Below are 17,530 nucleotides of genomic sequence, written 5' to 3'. Positions count from 1 at the left end.
CTACACGCGCACCATCTCCAGGCTTTCCAGCCTGGCGCGGGTGCGCTTGCCGTGGGTGCGTTCGGTGGCGGAAAAGCCGTCGTATTTGGCGAGGTCGCCGAACGACAGCGAGGTCTTCTCCTCGATCTCGCGAATCGAAACCTGAAAGGTCTGGTAGGCGCCGAACACGAATTCCAGCGCCGACAGCGCGCTCTCCTGGCTGACCTCGTAGGCGGTCGCCGAGGGACGGCCGTCGTCGGTCACCACCGCCACCACCTTCCAGAAGCTCTTCGGGACCAGCGCGCCGCGGTAGGGGAAGTCGTCGTCGGTGAACACCGGCCCGGTGAACACCGTCACCGCCATGTTGTCGTCGCGGGTGTTGCGCAGAATGTACTGCTCGAGGCCGAGCCAGGTGCGCTGATTGACCGCGGCCATTTGCGGCGCCGCATTGGTGAAATGGAAGGTATCGATATTGGCCTGCGCGGCGGTCTTCATCGGGCCCCAGATCGGGTCCTCGCGGCGCACCATGTGGCCGCGATCGAGCACGTTGTTCTCCTCGGAATAGACGTCGTCGCCGATCTGGTCGGCGACATCGAGCCGGCCGTCGAACCGCCACGGCGTCGAGGTGCGCACGATCTTGCGCTCCTTGCTGCCGTCGATGTTGACGCCGACGAACATCGGCATCCGCCGGGAGATCGACTGCACCGTGGAGAAGTGCTGGTATTTCAGCTCATAGCCGTCGCCGCCGCGGCGCAGTCGCCGCACGTCGTTCTTGAGGCTGCCCTGCGGTTCCGGCAGCGGAATCGGCCAGCCGTCGAGGAAGTCCGGCCGATAGCCGTCGCGGCCGGCGAAACTCTCCGGCTTGCTGACCTGCACGCGGATCTTCTTGGTGCCGGCGGCTTCGAGCGCGCTGGCGACTTCGATCTCGACGGTTTCGGCTGCTTCGAGCCCTTCGGCAATGCCGTCCGCCCCCCCGAGGTGCAGCATTCCTTCAAGCTCGACCGTCTTTGACAAATCGACTCTCATGGGAAATTGCCTCTTGAATATGCCTGGATGCTAACGCAAGATCATGCAACTTGGAAGAGTATTTCCGCCGACCTGCTTGCGACCTGCTTGCGACACGTTGCCTGCGTAGTAGGCTATGCCTGCGTAGTAGGCTATTTTGGCACCATCGATCTTCGTGTCTTCAACGTGTGTCTGTGATTTCGCGATTTTGGTTTCGTGGTTTTTCGATTTGGTTTCTTGATTTCGCCTTTTGGTTCCTTGGTCCCATTGATAGCGTCTGCCGGCCTGTCTCGCACCGGCGTGATTTCGTAACGGAGATATTTCGTAACCGCGATGACGTCGTGCCACGCGGTGTTGATAGCATCGAATTCTGACGACGATATTTCGCCCGCCGCGCGCGGAGCAGATGATGAGCGGGGGACGTCACGTGCCCATGCCAGGTGTCGATCTCGGCGAATTTCAAGAAGGTCTCGCGGAGGCCTTCGACCAGGATGAATTGGCGCGGCTGCTCCGCGTGCGGATGAATGTCGGACTCAGCAAGATCGTCGGCCCCGGCTCGCTCAATAGCGTCACTTTCAAACTCGTCGAATGGTCGGAGCGGCAGGGCCGCGAGGCCGAACTGGCGCGGGCGGCGTATCTCGAGCGCTCCAACAACGAGCGGATCCGCCGGGTCTATGAGAAATACGGCCTGGCGCCGGCGGCCTCGGTGCAGGAAGGCGGGCAGACGGTCTCCAACGGATCGTTGCGCGCCACCTCGCTCGCGTTCGAATCCAACGTCCGGCCGCGGCTGAAGAGCGTCGACATCGCGGTGTGGCGCGAGCGGATGGCGCGGGTCGAAGGCCAGGTCTGCCGGATCGAGTTCAACAATCAGGCGATGGGCACCGGCTTTTTGATCGGACCGGACGTGCTGCTCACCAATTACCACGTGATGGAGCGCCCGCTGACCGGCGCGCTGCCGGTCGAACAGGTGGCCTGCCGCTTCGACTACAAGGTGCTCAGCGACGACTCGCGTTCCGAGGGCACGGTGGTGCGGCTGCACAGCACCGAATGGAAGATCGATGCGGCGCCCTACAGCAAGGCGGAGGCCGATTCCGAGCCGGACCGTGTGGCGCCGACCGCCGATGAGTTGGATTTCGCCGCGCTGCGGCTGGCGCGGCCGGTCGGCAGCGAGCCCATCGACAAGGCGGCGCCGCCGGGCGGGCCGAAGCGCGGCTGGGTCGGCTTGCCGAAGACGCTGGCGCCGCTCGCGCCGCACATGCCGCTGCTGATCGCCCAGCATCCGGACGGCAGCCCGATGAAACTCGCCTTCGACACCGACAGCGTGATCGGGCTTTCCGGCGAGGGCCGCCGGGTGCGCTACGCCACCAACACCGAATTCGGCTCCTCGGGCTCGCCGTGCTTCGACATCGACTGGACGCTGGTGGCGCTGCACCACATGGGCGACCCGAACTGGAAGAAAGTGCCGGACTACAATCAAGGCATTCCGATCGGCCTGATCGAGGCGCGACTGGCCGGCAAGATGGATATCCAAGCGCCATAGCGATGCAATAGAAGAGATCGAGCCATGCCTCCAGTGGTAGCCTCAGCGCCAGTAGCGGTCGACCTCCAGGGCGAGGCGATCGGCGAACTGTGCGAATGGATAGCCAAGCTGATCGATCGTGAAGATCTGGATTACCTGCTCCGAGTCAAATTGAACTTCATCCTGGCCCGCGAGCTCGATACGTCCAAGGCATACGATGCCCTGGTGTTCGCCTTGATCCTGCGGCTGATGCAGCTCGGCATCATCGTTGAATTCCTGCGCAGTTTGCTTGTTGCGCGGCCGCTGCGAACCGACTTCAGGAATGTGGTCAAGACCTATGTCCCGCAGGCGCTCGATGCCGCGCCCGCCGCACAGGTGACGGCCGACATCGCTGCGGTCGGGCTGGACGCCGTCAAGCAGCGGCTGGACGATCCGAACGTCCGCAGTCTGGTGACGTCGCATCGCGACGAGCTCGCCCGACTGATGATCGACATCGAGGTGCTGGCAAACTACAAGAACCTGCACGACATCGTGCAGACGATCCAGCTGACGCATCTGCCGCAGATGACGGCAGATATGTTGCGGCTGCGCACCGACCCGACTGCGGTGGCGACGCTGGAAACCCATGTCGTCCAACTCGAGGATCTCTGCGACGACGCCTTCAAGGCCGCCTCGGCCCTGCCGACCGTGGCCGCGGTGCCGGCGGCGGAATTGGGCTGGGTCAACAAGCTGAAATCGGCGATCGATCAAATCCGCCAAGCCGTCGAAGCCGGCGACGACCGCGAAGGCAGCCGTGCATTGCGGGCGTTGCGCGCGCTGATCCGTCTGCAATCCTATCGCATCAACAGCTTGTTGCTGGGGACCGCGGGGGGACTGCCGCTCGAGCAACTGGTGGTGATCGTCACCGACGTGGTGAAGGCGACCCCCGGCGACGACGCCTCGTCGGTCGAGATCCGCAACGGGCTGCAGTCGCTGCAGAGCATGCTGCCGCTGTTGAAGGGGCAGGTTATCGAGCACGATCAGTGGCAGGCCGTCGAAATGGAGCTGTTCGCGGCCGAGGATTTCCTCGAACAGGGCTCCCCGGATTCGGTGCTCGATTTCCGGGATACTTGGAACGCGTTGAAGCAGAGCGTCGCCGCCCTCGCGGGGACGCAACCGGAGGCGCAATGGGCGAAGCGATCGCAGGCGCTGGCACTTTCAATCGACGCCGTAGTGCCCGCCGATATGGACGGAGCGCGGAGCAATTTTGCGCTGTTTCGCAATAACGTGCTGTTCCACTTCTTCCAGTTGGACCGCGCGTTGCGAGTCCGCTGCGGCGCCATTCAGACGCTGGCCGTGCCCTTGAAATCGCTGCTGAGCAGAGTGGGGTGACCATGCAGTCCGAAGTCTTGGAAGCGCGGAGTGACGAAGCGTTCGAATCGCTGGCCGATCTCAGATCTGCGCATTCGGCGCTGATGCGGGATGCGCGCAAGGAGAGCCGGCAGGCGATCGCCGGTCGTGTCGCAAGCTTCATCAGGCGGGCGCAGGCGACGGGGACGCGGATCGAGAGCCAGAATGATCGCGACTCGGCACAAGGCGTGATCGACTATTGGGCGGCCTGGCAGTTCTCCGCGGACAACATCGAGTCGCTGTCAGCGGCGCCGCCGACGCTGGCCGAGTTCGTGCCGTCCGAAGCGCCGCAGGGCAAGCCGGCGGAAAACCCGTTTGTCGGGCTGCGGGCGTTCGCCGAGGCCGACGCCTCGCTGTTCATCGGCCGCGAAGAAGCCACCCGCGACATTCTGGAGCGGCTGCAGCGCGATCCGATCATGTTCATCAGCGGACCGCTCGGCTGCGGCAAGACCTCGCTGGTGTTCGCCGGGGTGATCCCGCGGCTGCGCTCGCGCGGGGTGCTGGAAACCAAGAAGGAGCCGGTGTTTCCGGTGGTGATTCCCGGCGTCGACCCGCTCGCCGCGTTGCTCAAGGCGATCGTCCAGGTGGCGACCGCCAAGCCCTCGGACGCCGAAGCCTGGATCGCCGCGCAACGGCCGAAGCTGCAACGCAATCCGGCGGCGTTGAAGGAGATCGTCGCCACCGTGGTGCACGCCGCCGCGGTGATCCTGGTGGTCGATCAATTCGAAGAAGTGTTCACGCAGTGCGAGGACCCCGCGGTGCGGGATCAGTTCGCCGCCGCCGTCGCCGGCCTGGTGACCGATGCAACCGCGCCCAACCGCGCGATTCTGATCATCCGCGAGGACTACGCGCAGCGCAGCTACGCGTTGACGCCGCTGAAGCGGTTCGCCGACCAGGCCGATACCCGGTTCTCGCCGCCGCTGCCGACCGTGGCGGAGCTGGTGCGGACGCTGTCGGCCACCGCCGCCGCCGGCAATTTGCGGTTCGACGACGGCATCATCGAGGATCTGGCGCACGACGTGGCGGGCGATCCGGCCTCGCTGCCGACGCTGCAGTTCACGCTGTCGCGGCTGTGGGCCGCGCTGCCGCAGGACAGCAACCGGATCACCCGCGACATCTATCGCCGGGTCGGCAAGCCCAGGGTGGCGTTGACCCGCGCCGCGGAGGCGGCGTTCGAGAGCCTGACCGAGGAGCAGCGCGACGTCGCTCCGCGCGTCTTCTTGGAATTGGTGCAGCCCGGCGTCACCGGCGAGGTGCGCCGCCGCCGGCTGCCCTGCGACAGCCTGGTGCAGCGCACCGGCGCCAGCGCCTCGCAGGTCGCCACCGTGCTGCAGCGCTTCGAACAAGCCGAGTTGATCCGGCGCACCAAGGGGTTCGAGCCGGACGACGACCGCTTCGAAGTGGCGCATGAAACGCTGGTCACCAATTGGACCCGGCTCGAAGGCTGGCTCAAGGTCGAACGGCAGCGATCGGAGACCAAGCTGCAGCTGATCACCACCGCCCGGCTGTGGCAGGAATCCGGCCGCGGCAACGGCTATCTGCTGACCGGCAAGGCGCTGAAAGACGCGCTGCCCTATCGGGAGGCGGCGCCGGAATTGCGCGAATTGATCGCCGCCAGCGAACGCTACGGGCGTCGCCAGCGGATTTTCGCCGCGCTGTTCGTCGTGATCGCCGCCATCGTCGCGGTGACTTACTATCTGACCGTCGTCAACCGCAACGAAGTGATCTCCAATCGCGACGTGCTGCGGCAGGATTACGACGAGCGGGACCGCCGGATTCAGGAACTGCAGGACAAGGTGTCGATCACCGAGGCCAGCCAGCAGCGCCTGACCGAGGCCGAGCAGATCATCGTTCAACAGCAGCGTCAGCTCGATCAGTTGCGATCGCGGCTCGGCGAAACCAGCCGGCCGGCGCCGGCGCCGCGGCCGACCAGCGTCGCCAACGACATTTCGCAATCCGGACAGCGCGGCTGGGTGTGGATCGGCTCCGATCAGGAACCGAATTTGCGCGACGCCTCCACCTCCGACCCGGTGCTGCCGGCCGCGATCACGCCGGACCGCCGCTACGTGATGACCAAGAACGTGGTGCTGCGCAGCGACAAGCCGGGCGACGGCTACGCGCAATCGCAGGGCCTCGGCCTGGTGTTGAGCGGCACGCCGGTCACCTCGGCAGGCTCGGCGGTCGCCTACGACCGGCCGAGCGGCACCAAGCAATATTGGCTGCCGGTGCAAGTCGACCCCTCCGACAAGCCGATCGTCTACTATCAATACGCCGCCGGGGCTCGCGCCGACGCCGAGCAGCTGGCCAACGCGGTGCAAGGCAAAGGCTATCGGATCGCCGAAATCCAGCAGTTCGACATCGCCAAGGGCACCAATGAGGTGCGCTACTTCTATCCGCCGGACAAGGCCGCTGCCACGAGGCTCGCCGCCGCGGTCACCGAGATGCTCGGCGCCCGCGGGTTGAAGCTGCCGCCGACCAAGGTGGTCGATCCGATCGCGCCGCCGCTGAGCCGCAACTATCCCGGCGTGCTCGAGCTCTGGCTGGATGCCAGTCCAAGATAGCCGATGCCGCTCGTCATCCGTTCTGGATCAGAACGGATCACGAGTTCCGGGTGCGGCCGGTCAGCCGGCCAAACTTAGTGGCCGGCCTCGCGTTTTGCGCTGCCCGGGCGATGGGCCTGCAGCGATGTCCTAGCGGGCGTCGGCGCTCACCGCAGGCACTGCGCTGTCCGCACTCGCCTCGACCTCCGCGCGCGGCGTGGCCTGCACCGGCAATTGCAGCACCGTCGCTCGCTGGCCGGTGACCAGATGCGTCACCAGCACGTGGCTGCCATCGGGAAACTCGATCGCGTCGTGGTGGGTGGCCGGAACGGCCTTGTCGATCTGGCCGAACTTGCCGACCTTGAAATCGGTCGACCGGCTCCAGATCCAACGCTGCTCGTAGCGCACGTCATCCTGAAAGCCGAGCTCGGTGCCGGGCAACAGGCAGACCGCGACCTCGGGCTCGTTGATCGCGGCAAAGCCGCGGGTCGAGGTGCCGCGGAAGGTGGTGGTGATTAGGGTCTCTCCGATCTTGGCCGGTCGGGACGCAACGGCGTGCAGACTGTAGTCACACATCAGCTTTGCTCCTGTTCCGAAAGGGCGTACCCGCGCCGCGCCTGGCACGGGGCGGATGCTCACCAGTTGGCGATCATACGACTCTCTCCCCGGTTGTGGGCATTTATGCGGCGTGCTCACGCGAAACTGATTTCGGCGGCGTGGCGCTGCACCCAACTAAGCTGTCGTAAAGGCGACGTATGCTTACCTGATAGCAGGCCGACGGCGTCGCGTTGTATGCATTGCCAGCCTCGGCGGAACGCGAATGCAAATCCACGGCTTGACGTTGCGCGTGGGCGTGCAATGATTTGCCCGTCCACCGGACTGCAATTGGAAAGGATGCTTCTCGCGGCTGCAGCATTTTCCCGCGATGTGCCGGGGACAGGCGTGAGCGATCACTTGTTGCGGCGCAAACCTCGTGATGACGAATTTATCGCACCTGGTTTCTTCAACGGGGCGTCCTCTTCAACGGGGCGTCATCGTGCCATCGTCGCTATGTCAGGGTCGATCTATCAAGTGACATTCGCCGTTCCCCGCGGCACGGTTTTCTGCAATACCGGAGGCCAATCCGGACACGATAAACGTTGAGAGGAAACGACAGGATGAAAACCCGCGCCGCTGTTGCGTTCGAGGCCAAGAAGCCGCTTGAGATCGTCGACGTTGATCTGGAAGGACCGAAGACCGGCGAGGTGCTGGTCGAAATCAAAGCCACCGGCATTTGCCACACCGACGCCTACACGCTGGACGGTCTCGACAGCGAAGGCATCTTCCCCTCGATCCTCGGCCATGAAGGCGCCGGCATCGTTCGCGAGGTCGGCCCCGGCGTCACCTCGGTGAAGCCCGGCGATCATGTGATCCCGCTCTACACGCCGGAATGCCGGCAATGCAAAAGCTGCCTCAGCCAGAAAACCAATCTCTGCACCGCGATCCGCGCCACCCAGGGCAAGGGCGTGATGCCCGACGGCACCTCGCGCTTCAGCTACAAGGGCCAGCCGATCTTCCACTACATGGGCTGCTCGACGTTTTCGAATTTCACCGTGCTGCCGGAAATCGCGGTGGCGAAGATCCGCGAGGACGCGCCGTTCGACAAGAGCTGCTACATCGGCTGCGGCGTCACCACCGGGGTCGGCGCCGTGGTCAACACCGCCAAGGTGACGCCGGGGTCCAACGTCGTGGTGTTCGGGCTCGGCGGCATCGGGCTGAACGTGATCCAGGGCGCCCGGATGGTCGGTGCCGACAAGATCGTCGGCGTCGATCTCAACGACGACAAGGAGGAATGGGGCCGCCGTTTCGGCATGACGCATTTCGTCAATCCGAAAAAGATCGACGGCGACATCGTCCAGCATCTGGTCGGGCTGACCGACGGCGGCGCCGACTACACCTTCGACTGCACCGGCAACACCACGGTGATGCGCCAGGCGCTGGAAGCCTGCCATCGCGGCTGGGGCGTCTCGGTGGTGATCGGGGTGGCGGAAGCCGGCAAGGAGATTTCAACCCGTCCGTTCCAATTGGTGACCGGACGGGTCTGGAAGGGCACGGCGTTCGGCGGCGCACGCGGCCGCACCGACGTGCCGAAGATCGTCGACTGGTACATGAACGGCAAGATCGAGATCGACCCGATGATCACCCACGTCCTCAAGCTGGAGGAGATCAACAAGGGCTTCGAGCTGATGCATGAGGGCAAGTCGATCCGCTCGGTCGTCGTGTTCTGATTCTCGACGAAAGCCCCATGACCAGACGACGCGACACGCTGAGCTCATCAACAACATAACAAGGAGGAATGACCCATGACTGTTCATATCCATCCCTCGGTCGATAGTGGCGTGAAGAAAGGCTCCGGCAGCTTTGCCGGCGGAACGTTGGTCTGCAAATGCCAGGATCGTCCGGTCAAGGTCGGCATCAAGGGCGACGTCGCGCATAATCACGCCTGCGGCTGCACCAAGTGCTGGAAGCCGGACGGCGCCACCTTCTCGGTGGTCGCGGTGGTGCCGCGCGACAACGTCACCGTGCTGGAAAACGGCGACAAGCTGCATGTCGTGGACGCCTCGGCGACGATTCAGCGCCACGCCTGCAAGGTCTGCGGCACGCATATGTATGGCCGCATCGAAAACAAATCGCACCCGTTCTACGGGCTCGATTTCATCCACCCCGAGCTGTTCCAGGAAGGCGGCTCGGCGGCACCGGAATTCGCCGCGTTCGTCTCCTCGGTGATCGAATCCGGCGTCGATCCGTCGGAAATGCCCGGCATCCGCGCTCGGCTGAAGGAGCTCGGGTTGGAGCCTTATGACTGCCTGTCGCCCGGACTGATGGACGCGATCGCCACCTCGGTGGCCAAATCGCAGCAGAAGGCGGCCTGAGACGCGCGAGGAAAAAAGCCGTGCCCCGGACGCACTGCAGCGCGCCGCCTTGGCGGCGTGCTGCAGTGTGAGCCGGGGCCGTTACGGAACGCGACGCGAGCTAACGCTGCATCCGTAACGGTCCCGGTTCTGCACGCAGCGCCAAGAGGCGCTGCGTGCGCCCGGGACACGCCTGATCTGGCAGTGACCATTTTTTCAAGGACATCCCCCACCCATGACGATGGAAACGGTCTCGCTCAATCAGGCGCATGGCGGAACGCAAGGCGTCTACAAACACCCCAGCCGCGAGACCGGCACCACCATGACGTTCTCGGTGTTCGTGCCGCCGCGCCGCGGCGATGCGCCGCTGCCGGTGGTGTGGTATCTGTCCGGCCTGACCTGCACCCACGCCAACGTCACCGAAAAGGGCGAGTTTCGCAAAGCCTGCGCCGACCTCGGGCTGATCTTCGTCGCTCCCGATACCAGCCCGCGCGGCGACGGCGTGCCGGGCGATCCCGAGGGCGCCTATGATTTCGGTCTCGGCGCCGGGTTCTATGTCGATGCCACCGAGCCGCCGTTCGCCAAGAACTACCGGATGTGGAGCTACCTGACCGCCGAGCTGCCGGCGCTGATCGCCGGGCATTTTCCCGCCGATCTCGATCGGCAATCGGTGCTCGGCCATTCGATGGGCGGCCACGGCGCGCTGACGCTGGCGCTGCGCCATCCGCAACGGTTTCGTGCCGCGAGCGCGTTCGCGCCGATCGCCGCGCCCTCGCAGGTGCCATGGGGCATCAAGGCGCTCGGCGGCTATCTCGGCGCGGACCGCGCCGCCTGGCGCCCGCACGACGCGGTGGCGCTGATCGAGGACGGCGCGCGGATTCCGGATCTGTTGGTCGACGTCGGCGATGCCGATCCGTTCCTCGACTTGCAGCTGCGCCCGGAATTGCTGGAACAGGCCTGCGCCAAGGCCGGCATCGCGCTGACGCTGCGCCGCCAGCCCGGCTACGATCACAGCTACTACTTCATCTCCAGCTTCATGGAGGACCACCTGCGCTGGCACGCGGCGCGGCTGAAGGCGTAAGGCGGGCGCCGCCCGGCGCGTCAGGCACTATAATTCCATATCGCCCTTCGGCTGGCTTGCCGTCGCCGCAGGCCGGCAATATCTTGCCACCCGCTGACGGCCAGCATCGGACCTGCGGGACATGGACGGACATCTGGAGTCGGAAGCGGTTTTTCTCGAGCGGCTCGGCCAGCGCGTCCGCACGATGCGCGGGCTGCACGGCATGTCGCGCAAGGTGCTGGCGAAAGTCTCCGGGATTTCCGAGCGCTACATCGCCCAATTGGAGAGCGGCAAGGGCAACGTGTCGATCGTGCTGCTGCGCCGGGTGGCGCAGGCGATGGGCAGTCATCCCGAAGACCTGATCCCCGCCGCCGACCCGGTGCCGGACTGGCCGGTGCTGCGCGAATTGTTGCGCCGCGCCTCGCCGGTGCAGCTCGGCCATGTGCGGGATCTGTTGTCCGGCGAAGGCCGGCTCGGCGCCGGCGCGCGGCGGCTGCCGGCGTTCTGCGGCGTGGCGCTGATCGGGCTGCGCGGCGCCGGCAAGTCGACGCTGGGCCGGCGGCTGGCGGATCATATCGGCTGGCGCTTCGTCGAACTCAACAAAGAGATCGAGCAGCAGAACGGGCTGTCGGTGCCGGAAATCATCGCGCTGTACGGCCAGGAGGGCTTTCGCCGCATGGAGCAATCGGCGCTGAGCGAGCTGTTGGCGCGCAAGCAGCTGATGGTGCTGGCGACCGGCGGCGGCATCGTCGCCGAGCCGTTGACCTTCGATCTGGTGCTGTCGTCGTTATACACGGTGTGGCTGAAGGCGGAGCCGGAACAGCATATGGCGCGGGTGCGCAGCCAGGGCGATCTGCGGCCGATGGCGGACGACCACGGCGCGATGGACGAATTGCGCACCATCCTGAGAAGCCGCGAGCCGCTTTACGCCCGCGCCGCCGCGGTGCTCGATACCGCTGGGTTCGGCGTCGACGAAGCCGCCGAGCGGCTGATCGCGATGGTGTCGCCGGTGTTGTGCCGCGACGCCTGCGCGTTCGGCGCGCACCGCGCGGCGATCTGAGGCCGGCCGGCGCCGCCCCGCGGTCTACGGATTGGCGCGTTCGAACTGCCGCAACAGCCGGTTGCCGCGCTCCACCGCGGAGCCGAGCGCCGTCTTGGCGGATTTCTTGCCGGCGAAGGCCTGCTCCAGCTCGTCCTCGATGACGTCGCGGATCAGCACGAAGGAGCCGAGCCGCAGCCCCTTGGAATTTTCTGTCGGCATCTTCAGCGTGATCTGTTCGATCGAGATATCGGTGCCGGGATTGCGATCGTAGAAGCCCTGCGCCCGGGTCAGCTCATAGGCGGCGCGGGTGATCGGCAGATAGCCGGTGTTCTGATGCCAGGCCGCCTGGATCTCCGGCTGCGACAGATAGCCGAAGAATTTCGCCACCCCGCGATATTCCTCGCTCGGCCGGCCGCGCAGCACCCACAGCGTGGCGCCGCCGATGATGGTGTTCTGCGGCGCGCCGGCGACGTCCGGCCAATACGGCAACATGCCGAAGCCGACCTCGAATTTGGCGTTGGCCAGGATGTCGGCGCGGGTCGCCGAAGAGCCGATGAAGATCGCGCATTCGCCCTTCTGGAAGCGCGGCTCCGCCGTGGTGGCGCGGCCGCTATAGTCGAACGCCTTGCTGGTCTGCCATTCCGCCAGTTGGGCGATGTGCCGCACCACCGTGGGATTGTCGATGGTCAGCACCGCATCCAGGCCGCCGAGCCCGTTCGACCGGCTGGCGAGCGGCAGATTGTGATAGGCGGAAAAATTCTCGATATTGATCCAGGATGGCCACGACGTGGTGAAGCCGCAGGCGGCGCCTGCGGCCAAGAGCCGCTTCGCCGCGGCGCCGACCTCCGGCCAGGTCTTCGGCGGCTGCCCGGGATCGAGCCCGGCGCGCCCAAACAACGTCTTGTTGTAGTACAGGATCGGCGTCGAGGCGTTGAACGGGAACGACAGCATGTTGCCGTCGATGTCGGTGTAATAGCCGGTCACCGCCGGCAGATAGGCCGCGGGCGAGAACGCCTCCTGCTCGTCCCGCATCAGCTCGAACACCGGATAGACCGCGCCTTTCGCCGCCATCATGGTGGCGGTGCCGATCTCGTTGACCTGCACGATCGCCGGCTGGCTATGCGAGCGGAACGCGAAGATCGCCGAAGTGACGGTTTCGGTGTAGTTGCCCTTGTAGCTTGGCACGATGCGGTATTCGGCCTGGCTGGCGTTGAAGTCGGCGGCGAGCTGCTCCAGCCGCAGCTTCAGCTGGCCCGACATGGCGTGCCACCACGCCACCTCGACCACCGCGTGGGCCGGCGAGGCCCCGGCCAGGCCGAACAGCCCCAGCGCCAGTGCCGCCTGCAAGACCTTGGACCGGATGCTCAGCGCCGCCTCCCATTGGCCAATTCCGACAGTCTGCTAGATTGGCAAACCTTATTATCCGCTCGATCGACGTAAACCATATGAAACTGTGCTCGTCCGTGTCCAGCCGACTTGCGTCCCGCCGCGATCACCGCGCGCGGGGCGGGGCCGCGGACCGCGCGAGGCAAGGTGAGTTGATTTGGACCCGGTAACGCAGCAGCCGGAGCAGGGCTCCGCCCGACGGACGACGCTGAGCGGCAGCGGCCTGGTCAGGCTGGTGCGGGCGGTGCCGATCCGCTGGCGCATCATGTCGATCGCGGCGCTGAATTCCGCGGTGGTGCTGGTGCTGGCGGGGCTGATCTGGAGCGGCTCCCAGGTGCTCGGCTCGGCCTGGGAGGACGTCCGCCAGGTGCGGGAATCCGACAAGATCCTGGCGCTGTTGGAAAGCGAGACCGGCCGGCTGCAGAACCTGATCCACCGCTACATCAACCAGCCGAGCCCGGAGCTGTTCGCCGAGATCCTGCTGCTGCGCGAGGCGGTGCTCGGCACCCTGACCAGCCGCGCCTCGACCGACCCGATGCTGTCCGGCTCGGTCGACGAGCTGGAGCGCGTCACCGAGCGCTTCCTCAACGGCTTCGGCGACCTGCGGGCGCTGCAGGCCACCATCACCAAGACCTATCAGGAGCAGGTGCTGGCGCCCGCCAAGGACATGGCGGGGCTTTATTCGATCATCGAGGGCGCGACCGGGCGGCGCGAGGCGGCGATCTGGCCGCCGCTCGGGCGGTCGCGCGAGGCCTTCACCGCGCTATTGGTCGCCGCCAATTCCTACTACCTGTCGCTGTCCACCGCCTCCGCCGAACAGGCCCGCGCCAACACCGAGACCATCGAGCGCACCATCCCGGTGATGATCGAATTCGCCGACAACGACCTGCAACGGATGGCGCTGGAGCGGCTGAAGAGCCGCACCCAGGCGTTGCGCGAGGGGCTCGGCCAGCTCTCGACGCAGCTGGTCAGCCGCACCGATCTGTTGCGCAATTCGATCGACGCCAGCCAGGCCGCCACCATCGGGGCGATCGACGGGCTGTCGGTCAAGATGCGGCAGCGCGAGCAGAAGGCGCAGGAGACCTTCGCCCGCACGCTGCGGGCGATTTCCCGCCAGGTGATGTGGATCGCGGTGATCTTTCTCGGCATCATCGTCATCGCCGGGATCGTGATCGCGCTCAGCATCCGCCGGCCGCTGCAGCAGCTGATGCGCTCGATGCAGGCGATCACCTCAGGCGACTATGATCGCCGCGTCGCCGGTACCTCGGCCCGCGACGAGGTCGGCGCGATGGCCCGCGCGGTGGAAGTGTTTCGCGAAAACGCCATCGACAAGCGCAGGGCCGAGGACGATCTGCGCGCCTCCAAGGAGAAGGCCGAAGGGGCGCTGCTCGAGCTCAATGCCGCGCAGCGCAATTTGATCGACGCCGAGCGGCTGGCGGCGCTGGGCGGGCTGGTCGCCGGCGTCGCCCACGAGGTCAACAATCCGATCGGCATCAGCCTGACGGTGGCGTCGTCCTTCGTCCGCAAGGCCGGGCAGTTCGAGGCCGAGCTGAATTCCGCGACGCCGCTGCGCCGCTCGCAGCTCGACGACTTCGTCCGCACCTCGAAGGACGCCGCCCAGCAGCTGATGGCCAATCTGCAGCGCGCCGCCGAGCTGATCCAGTCGTTCAAGCAGGTCGCGGTCGACCGCTCGCACGCCGAACGGCGGCAGTTCAACCTCGCCGAGGCCACCAACCAGATCGTCGCCAGCCTGCGGCCGGTGTTGAAGCGGGCGCCGATCACGCTGTCGCTGGATGTTCCCGAAGGTCTGGTGATCGACGGCTATCCGGGCTCCTACGGCCAGATTCTCACCAACCTGTTCCTCAACGCCGTCAACCACGCCTTCCCGGCCGGCCGCGCCGGCGGCATTTCGATTTCGGCGCGGCCGCGCGGCGCCGACGACATCGAGATCACCTTCGCCGACACCGGGATCGGGATGACGCCGGAGGTGCAGCGCCAGGCGTTCGATCCGTTCTTCACCACCCGGCGCAACGAGGGCGGCACCGGGCTCGGCCTGCACATCGTCTATAATCTGGTCACTCAGCAGCTCGGCGGCCGGATGATGCTGGAATCCAGGCTGGGACAAGGTACCATCTTTCGCATTATCATGCCGCGCGCCGCGACCGGCGGCGCCGCACCAGCCGAGACCGACAGCGACGGGACCCCGCAATGGCCGACCAGGACGATGTCCTCCAACTGATCGACGACACCGGCTTCGCGCCGGAGCCGTCGTCGGCGAAAAAATGGAAAGTCGCGGTGATCGACGACGATCAGGCGGTGCATGACGGCACCCGCTTCGCGCTCAGCGACTATTGCCTGAACGGCCAGACCCTGGAGATCCTGTCGGCCTATTCGGCGGCGGAGGGCCGGGTGTTGATGCGCGAGCACTCCGACATCGCCGCGGTGCTGCTCGACGTCATCATGGAAACCGATGCCGCCGGGCTCGACCTCGTGGAATATATCCGCAACGACATCAAGAACGAGACCGTGCGCATCATCCTGCGCACCGGCCAGCCCGGGCAGGCGCCGGAGCGCCGGGTGATCGTCGATTACGACATCAACGACTACAAGGCCAAGACCGAGCTGACCGCCGACAAGCTGTTCACCTCGCTGACCGCGGCGCTGCGCAGCTATCAGCAGCTCGAGCGGATGGTGCAGACCAGGCGCGGGTTGGAGATCATCATCGACGCCGCCTCGACGCTGTACGACTTCAAGTCGATGCAGCGGCTGGCCGAGGGCGTGCTGACCCAGATCGCCTCGCTGCTCAATGTCGATTGCGCCGGCATCCTGGTGCTGCGCGACGGCGGCGAAATCAGCGACGATTTCGCGGTGCTGGCGGGCTCCGGCTGCTACCGCCGCTTCATCGGCAGTTGCGGCCCCGGCGCGTTGGACGACGACGTCCGCCACATGGTCGAGGCCGCGTTCCGCCGCCGCAAGCACGAATTCGACGATCAGCGCACCGTGCTCTATGTCCGCACCGGCTCAGGCCGCGAGGTGGTGGTGCTGCTGCAGGCCGAGCGCGAATTGTCCGACACCGACCGCGCGCTGGTGGAGATTTTCGGCAGCCGGCTGTCGATCGCCTTCGACAATGTGATCCTCTATCAGCAGCTCAACCATGCCAATGCCCAGCTCGAGGACCGCGTCGCGCAGCGCACCCGGGCGCTGTCGCAGGCCAACCGCAGGCTGTCGACGCAATGGCTGCGGCTGCAGCGCGCCAACGGCTTCAAGAACGAAATCCTCGGCACCGTGGCGCACGACCTGAAGAACCCGCTCGGCGTCATCCTCGGCCGCACCGAAATGCTCACCGAACTGATCGGCGCCGACGCCTCCAAGGACAGCGTCTGCGCCCAGGTCGAACACATCCGCGACGCCACCAAGCGGCTGACCTCGATGGTCGATCACCTGATTTCCGACGCCATGGCGGATGCCTTCGACATCACCATCCGGCGCGAGCCGGTCGACATCTCGGCGCTGGTGACCGAGGTCGCCGAGGCCAACCGGCCGCTGGCGCTGAACAAGCAGCAGGAGATCACGGTGTCGGCGCCGCAGGATCAGGTCACGGTGTGCGATTCCGATCGGATCCGGGAGGCGATCGACAACCTGGTCAGCAACGCCATCAAATACAGCCCGATCGGCGGCAAGATCGCGCTCTTGGTCGACCGCGCCGGCGACAACACCGTGATCCGCGTCACCGATCAGGGCGCCGGACTGTCGCCGGAAGATCTCGGCCGGCTGTTCGGCCGCTTCCAGCGGCTGTCCGCCAAGCCGACCGCCGGCGAAAGCTCGACCGGGCTCGGGCTGTCGATCGTCAAGAAGATCATCGATATGCACGGCGGCAAGGTCAGCGCCGACAGCGCCGGACCGGGCGAGGGCGCGAGCTTCACCATCACGCTGCCGGCGGCAGCGGTGGGCGCATGAGCCAGAACCCGCACATCATCGTCGTCGACGACGAGGCGCCGGCCCGCGAAATGGTCGGCGACTATCTGAAGATGCACGGCTTTGCGGTGACGTTGTGCGACGGCGGCGCCAGCTTGCGCGCCTCGATCGAACAGGCGGTGCCCGATCTCGTGGTGCTCGACCTCAACATGCCGGAGGAGGACGGGCTGTCGATCATCCGCGATCTCAAGGCCCGCACCAACGTTCCGGTGATCATGCTGACCGCCACCGCGAGCCCGATCGACCGCGTGGTCGGGCTCGAACTCGGCGCCGACGACTACGTCGCCAAGCCCTGCGAATTGCGCGAATTGATGGCGCGGATCCGCTCGGTGCTGCGGCGGAGCGCGCCGGCCAAGCCGGTGCCGGTCGCCGCCGTGGCCGCCGTCGCGCCAGCCAAGCAGCAATTGGTGCGGTTCGGTACCAAATGGCTCGACCTCGAGGCGCAGGCGCTGCGCGACGACGATGGCAACGAGCACCCGCTGACCGCCTCGGAATTCGGCCTGCTGAAAGTGTTCGCCGCCAACCCGAAGCGGGTACTGTCCCGCGAACGGCTGTTGGAATTGGCCAACGCCCGCGACGCCGAAGCCTTCGACCGCGCCGTCGACCTGCGGATCATGCGGATCCGGCGCAAGATCGAGCCGGATCCCACCAAACCGGCGGTGATCCGCACCATTCGCGGCGGCGGTTACCTGTTCTCGCCCTCGGGCGAGCGCGCCTGAGCGCCTTGCTGCCGCGACGATCGGG

At 66.0% G+C, this 17,530-nt stretch carries 13 protein-coding genes; 10 read left to right on the top strand and 3 right to left on the bottom strand.

Annotated elements, in window-relative coordinates:
- Positions 1 to 966: a DNA/RNA non-specific endonuclease gene (locus HNR60_RS01000; protein ID WP_184253301.1), complete on the bottom strand. Its 966-nt coding sequence runs from the start codon at positions 964 to 966 to the stop codon at positions 1 to 3.
- Between the two features lie 451 nt (positions 967 to 1,417).
- On the opposite strand from HNR60_RS01000, the gene HNR60_RS00995 reads away from it, so the two are divergent.
- From HNR60_RS00995 to HNR60_RS00985, 3 genes are read left to right on the top strand one after another with little or no spacing between them, the layout of a single operon-like run.
- The gene (locus tag HNR60_RS00995; RefSeq protein ID WP_184253661.1) at positions 1,418 to 2,524 is read left to right on the top strand and encodes a trypsin-like peptidase domain-containing protein; all 1,107 of its coding nucleotides are present in this window, start codon (positions 1,418 to 1,420) and stop codon (positions 2,522 to 2,524) included.
- Between the two features lie 24 nt (positions 2,525 to 2,548).
- Positions 2,549 to 3,874, top strand: coding sequence for a hypothetical protein (locus tag HNR60_RS00990; protein WP_184253299.1), 1,326 nt, complete (start codon positions 2,549 to 2,551; stop codon positions 3,872 to 3,874).
- A gap of 2 nt (positions 3,875 to 3,876) precedes the next feature.
- Complete coding sequence (locus HNR60_RS00985) at positions 3,877 to 6,453, top strand: nSTAND1 domain-containing NTPase (protein ID WP_347339292.1); 2,577 nt, start codon at positions 3,877 to 3,879, stop codon at positions 6,451 to 6,453.
- A gap of 129 nt (positions 6,454 to 6,582) precedes the next feature.
- On the opposite strand, the gene HNR60_RS00980 is transcribed toward HNR60_RS00985, so the two are convergent.
- Positions 6,583 to 7,008 (bottom strand): hypothetical protein, encoded by a 426-nt coding sequence (locus HNR60_RS00980; RefSeq protein WP_184253295.1) that lies wholly within the window; start codon positions 7,006 to 7,008, stop codon positions 6,583 to 6,585.
- Between the two features lie 581 nt (positions 7,009 to 7,589).
- Here HNR60_RS00980 and HNR60_RS00975 point away from each other — a divergent pair.
- The 4 genes from HNR60_RS00975 to HNR60_RS00960 all read left to right on the top strand — a co-directional run bounded on the left by HNR60_RS00975 (position 7,590) and on the right by HNR60_RS00960 (position 11,443).
- A complete protein-coding gene (locus tag HNR60_RS00975; protein WP_184253293.1) occupies positions 7,590 to 8,699 on the top strand; it encodes an S-(hydroxymethyl)glutathione dehydrogenase/class III alcohol dehydrogenase in 1,110 nt (369 codons plus the stop codon).
- Between the two features lie 75 nt (positions 8,700 to 8,774).
- Positions 8,775 to 9,344, top strand: coding sequence for an S-(hydroxymethyl)glutathione synthase (gene gfa / locus HNR60_RS00970; protein ID WP_184253291.1), 570 nt, complete (start codon positions 8,775 to 8,777; stop codon positions 9,342 to 9,344).
- Between the two features lie 214 nt (positions 9,345 to 9,558).
- Positions 9,559 to 10,404, top strand: coding sequence for an S-formylglutathione hydrolase (fghA, locus tag HNR60_RS00965; RefSeq protein ID WP_184253288.1), 846 nt, complete (start codon positions 9,559 to 9,561; stop codon positions 10,402 to 10,404).
- A gap of 121 nt (positions 10,405 to 10,525) precedes the next feature.
- Entirely contained in the window at positions 10,526 to 11,443 is a 918-nt protein-coding gene (locus HNR60_RS00960; protein WP_184253286.1) for a helix-turn-helix transcriptional regulator, read from the top strand.
- A 24-nt stretch (positions 11,444 to 11,467) separates the two neighbouring features.
- Here the strand turns inward: HNR60_RS00960 and ugpB are convergent, their stop codons facing one another.
- On the bottom strand, positions 11,468 to 12,772 hold the full coding sequence (ugpB, locus tag HNR60_RS00955) for a sn-glycerol-3-phosphate ABC transporter substrate-binding protein UgpB (protein WP_184253284.1): 1,305 nt from the start codon (positions 12,770 to 12,772) through the stop codon (positions 11,468 to 11,470).
- A gap of 304 nt (positions 12,773 to 13,076) precedes the next feature.
- Between ugpB and HNR60_RS00950 the strand changes: the two genes are divergently transcribed.
- From HNR60_RS00950 to HNR60_RS00940, 3 genes are read left to right on the top strand one after another with little or no spacing between them, the layout of a single operon-like run.
- Positions 13,077 to 15,050, top strand: coding sequence for a sensor histidine kinase (locus HNR60_RS00950; RefSeq protein ID WP_246432772.1), 1,974 nt, complete (start codon positions 13,077 to 13,079; stop codon positions 15,048 to 15,050).
- Entirely contained in the window at positions 15,020 to 16,768 is a 1,749-nt protein-coding gene (locus HNR60_RS00945) for an ATP-binding response regulator (RefSeq protein ID WP_184253282.1), read from the top strand. The genes HNR60_RS00950 and HNR60_RS00945 overlap by 31 nt, the downstream gene beginning before the upstream one ends.
- Positions 16,765 to 17,505, top strand: coding sequence for a response regulator (locus HNR60_RS00940; protein ID WP_184253280.1), 741 nt, complete (start codon positions 16,765 to 16,767; stop codon positions 17,503 to 17,505). Before HNR60_RS00945 ends, HNR60_RS00940 begins: the two co-directional genes overlap by 4 nt.
- The last annotated feature ends 25 nt before the right edge of the window (positions 17,506 to 17,530 follow it).

The organism is Rhodopseudomonas rhenobacensis, from assembly GCF_014203125.1.
In the GTDB taxonomy this organism is placed as follows: domain Bacteria; phylum Pseudomonadota; class Alphaproteobacteria; order Rhizobiales; family Xanthobacteraceae; genus Rhodopseudomonas_A; species Rhodopseudomonas_A rhenobacensis.
The sequence above is the reverse complement of the archived record's forward strand: the minus strand, read 5'-3'. Positions and strand labels throughout refer to the sequence as shown.